This window comes from Nakamurella sp. (assembly GCF_048594475.1).
In the GTDB taxonomy this organism is placed as follows: Bacteria; Actinomycetota; Actinomycetes; order Mycobacteriales; family Nakamurellaceae; genus Nakamurella.
This window is the reverse complement of sequence record NZ_JBMDXT010000382.1, coordinates 1-3,524: the sequence shown is the minus strand read 5'-3', so window position 1 is coordinate 3,524 and position 3,524 is coordinate 1. Positions and strand designations below refer to the sequence as shown.

6 protein-coding genes are annotated in these 3,524 nt (G+C 73.8%); 2 read left to right on the top strand and 4 right to left on the bottom strand.

Going from position 1 to position 3,524, the window contains the following annotated elements; translation table 11 throughout:
• The 4 genes from ACOJUF_RS17210 to rimP all read right to left on the bottom strand — a co-directional run.
• Positions 1-275 (bottom strand): translation initiation factor IF-2 N-terminal domain-containing protein (locus ACOJUF_RS17210; RefSeq protein ID WP_420123048.1); only part of this gene is annotated, 275 nt, incomplete at its 3' end.
• 97 nt (positions 276-372) lie between these two features.
• Positions 373-768 (bottom strand): YlxR family protein, encoded by a 396-nt coding sequence (locus ACOJUF_RS17205; RefSeq protein WP_420123047.1) that lies wholly within the window; start codon positions 766-768, stop codon positions 373-375.
• A 38-nt stretch (positions 769-806) separates the two neighbouring features.
• Entirely contained in the window at positions 807-1,838 is a 1,032-nt protein-coding gene (gene nusA / locus ACOJUF_RS17200; protein WP_420123046.1) for a transcription termination factor NusA, read from the bottom strand.
• Positions 1,835-2,356, bottom strand: coding sequence for a ribosome maturation factor RimP (rimP, locus tag ACOJUF_RS17195; RefSeq protein ID WP_420123045.1), 522 nt, complete (start codon positions 2,354-2,356; stop codon positions 1,835-1,837). Before rimP ends, nusA begins: the two co-directional genes overlap by 4 nt.
• Positions 2,357-2,736: 380 nt before the next feature.
• Between rimP and ACOJUF_RS17190 the strand changes: the two genes are divergently transcribed.
• Together ACOJUF_RS17190 and ACOJUF_RS17185 are read left to right on the top strand one after the other, a co-directional pair.
• Positions 2,737-3,285 carry a hypothetical protein gene (locus tag ACOJUF_RS17190; RefSeq protein WP_420123044.1) on the top strand — a complete coding sequence of 183 codons (549 nt, stop codon included), beginning with the start codon at positions 2,737-2,739 and terminating at the stop codon, positions 3,283-3,285.
• The coding region (locus tag ACOJUF_RS17185) for a hypothetical protein (RefSeq protein ID WP_420123043.1) at positions 3,282-3,524 on the top strand (243 nt) is incomplete at its 3' end. The genes ACOJUF_RS17190 and ACOJUF_RS17185, both read left to right, overlap by 4 nt.

Below are 3,524 nucleotides of genomic sequence, written 5' to 3'. Positions count from 1 at the left end.
GGGGCGGTCGGGCGGGGCCCGGCCGGTCGGGCCTGGCCGCCGGGGCGACCGGGCTGGGCCGGGCGGGGCGAGCCGCCGTTGCCGGAACCGGACGCGCCGCCGTTGGCCGGCGGGTTGGTCGGATACGCATCGCGAAGCTTGCGCACCACCGGGGCTTCGATGGTCGAGGACGGGGACTTCACGAATTCGCCGAGATCCTGGAGCTTCGCCATGATCTCTTTGCTGGTCTTGCCGAGCTCTTTCGCGAGCTCATGTACACGGGCCTTGCCTGCCACTGCTCTCCTCACGGGTGAGGGCGGGCGGGCTCAACGGGCCGCGCTCGTCCTCTTAGTCGATGTGCCGGGTGCTGCTCATTGCTGCTTCACGGCGTGCTCACGTTGGGTCGACCTGCTTTCTGTTTCCAGGCGGCTTGTCCGATCGGACCACGTCCCGTCGTTCCGGGCCGGTCCGATCCGCGGGTCCACCGTCCTCGGGGTGCAGGAGGCGGCGGACCGTGCTGGTGTCGAGGTGTTCGGAGACCCGGAAGGCCCGACCGAACGCCCGACGGCGCTCTGCCATGTCGAGGCACCCCGGATCGGGATGCAGCCACGCTCCCCGGCCGGGGAGGCGACGCCGCGGATCCGGGGTGACGACCCCGGCCACGGCCACGACGCGCAGTAATTCGACGGCTCGGCACTTCTGCCGGCAACCGATGCAGGTACGCGTCGGCCCGGAGGGGTCGATCACGTCTTCTGCAGCGGCCACCGACAGTGGTGGTGGAGCCAACATTGAAGTCTACCGCCTCTCGACGCTCCGTCCGACCCCGGTCACCGGGGAGTCGCGGCGGGTCCGGCCGGAGCCTGCGGACGGTCGGGCACGGCGTCGCTGCGGATGTCGATGCGCCACCCGGTCAGCCGGGCGGCGAGCCGGGCGTTCTGGCCCTCCTTGCCGATGGCCAGCGACAGCTGGAAGTCGGGCACGATCACCCGGGCGGCCTTGGCGATCGGGTCGATGACCGTCGTCGAGAGCGCCCGGGCCGGGGACAGCGCATTGCCGACGAACGTCGCCGGGTCCTCGTCCCAGTCGATGATGTCGATCTTCTCGCCGTTCAGCTCGCTCATCACCGCGCGCACCCGGGCCCCCATCGGCCCGATGCAGGCGCCCTTGGCGTTCACCCCGGCGACGGCCGGCCGGACGGCGATCTTGGACCGGTGGCCGGCCTCCCGGGCGACCGCGGTGATCTCCACCGAGCCGTCGGCGATCTCCGGCACCTCCAGCGCGAACAGCTTGCGGACCAGGTTGGGGTGGGTGCGGGACAGGGTGATCTGCGGGCCGCGCAGGCCGCGGGCGACCGAGACCACGTAGCACCGCAGCCGCTGGCCGTGCACGTACGACTCCCCCGGCACCTGCTCGGCCGCCGGGATCACACCCTCGACCGCGTTCTTGCCCTCGCCCAGGCTGACCACCACCACGCCGCGCGCGTTGACCTTGGCGTCGGCCGAGACCGTGCCGGTGATCAGGTCGTGCTCGCGACCGGCGAAGTCACCGAACGTGCGTTCGTTGTCGACGTCGCGCAGCCGCTGCAGGATCACCTGCCGGGCGGTGGTGGCCGCGATCCGGCCGAAGTCGGCCGGCGTGTCGTCCCACTCCCGCGCGACCTCGCCGGCGTCGTCGGTCTCCTGCGCCCACACCCGGATCCCGCCGGTGCGCCGGTCGATCTCGACGCGGGCGTGCGCGGCGTGCCCCTCGGTGTGCTTGTACGCCGAGAGCAGCGCCGTCTCGAGGGTGTCCAGCAGGGAATCGAAGTCGATCCCCTTCTCCTTCTCGACCGCGCGCAGCGCGGCGATGTCCACGTTCACCGGATCACTCCTTCGGCATCCAACAGCTCCTGCACGGCGGCGGGCGGGGCGGAGAACTCCACCTCGACCCGGGCCGCGGCGATCTGCCCGTAGGGCACGGCGACCGTGCTGATCGCGCCCTTCTTGCCGGCCACCAGCAGCGCGATGCCGTCCTCGTCCGCCCGCAGCAGGTGACCGGTCAGGCCCTCGGCGTTCTGGGCGGTGGTCACGGCCAGCAGGCGCCCGAGCGACCGGCGGAAGTGCCGGGGCTCGCGCAGCGGCCGGCCGACGCCGGGACTGGTCACCTCCAGCGTGTACGGCAGCTCGCCCATCGGGTCGTCGGGCCCGTCCAGCCGTTCGGATATCTCGCGGCTCACCTGCGCCGCGTCGTCCAGCGACACGCCGTCGTCGCCGTCGATCACCACCCGCACCACCCGGCGTCGCCCCACCGTGCGCGCCGTGAACTCTTCCAGGTCGTACCCGTGGGCGCCCGTCACCTCGGTGACGATTGCCCGCAGGCGACCGTCGTCGGTTCCCATCGCCGTCTCCTGTCTGCCACACCCGTGCCGACCCCGACCCGTCGACGGGCGGCGGTCGCGGTGTGCAGTTGTGGAGGGAACACCCGCGCCCGGGCCCAGCGAGCCGGCGGTCGGGCGGAAGCCTATCGGTCCGCGGGCCCGGCGGTGCGCCGATCGGTGCCGGGTGGGCGGTCCAGACGGTCCGGTCGGTCCGGTCGGGCGGTCCGGGCGCGGCCAGGCCCGGTGGCGGGACCGGACCCGACGGCGACCGGACCCTAGAGCGACCGGACCCGACGGCGACCGGACCCGACGGGTGAGCCGCGGCCGCGGTGTGACGTTCGCGTGGGGCGGGCGGCCCGGATCACCGGTCCCGGCGCCGCCGGCCTGTCATGATGGTCCCCGTGTCATCCGCTCCCGGCCGGCCGGTCTCCCGGCGCTCGGTCCTGCTCGGCGCCGGTTCCGTCGGCGCGGCCGTCGCGATCGCCTCGGTCGCCGGCTGCGGCTACTTCGGCTCCGACGAGCCGGCGACGCCGACCATCGACCTGAACCCCGCGGCGCTCGACCCGATCAACGGGCTGATCGCGACCACCCGCCTGCACATCCTGCGGCTGGACGCGGCGATCGCCGCCGATCAGGCCGACGCCGGCAAGCTGCAGCCGCTGCGCGACGACCGTCAGCAGCATCTCGACGCGCTGACCGCCGAGTACGCCCGGACCAACCCCGGAGATCCGAACGCGACCGCGGCCGGGGCGACCGCATCGGCCGCCCCGGCCTCGGGTGCCGTGGCCCTGCCGGGCTCGCCGGAGGCCATCGTCTCGGCCGTCCGGGGCGACGCGGCGACCGCCCAGGTCCAGTTCACCGACGCCATCTCGACCGCCTCCCGCTACCGGGCCGCGCTGTACGGGACGATCGCCGCGTCGCTGGCCAGCCACCGGGCGGTGTTGGTATGACGAGCCCGTCCCCCACCCCCGCCCCCGGATCGGGGCCGAGCCCGGCATCGGGCGCGACATCGACATCGACATCGACATCGGGGTCGGGATCGGCCTCGCCGCTGAGCACCCCGATCAGCACCGCGCCGCCCGGGCCGCTGAGCCCGGACGCGCAGGCCGCGATGCAGTCGGCCCTGGTCGCCGAGCAGGCCGCCGTCTGGGCCTACGCGCTGGTCGCGGCGCACGCGCGCGACCAGTCG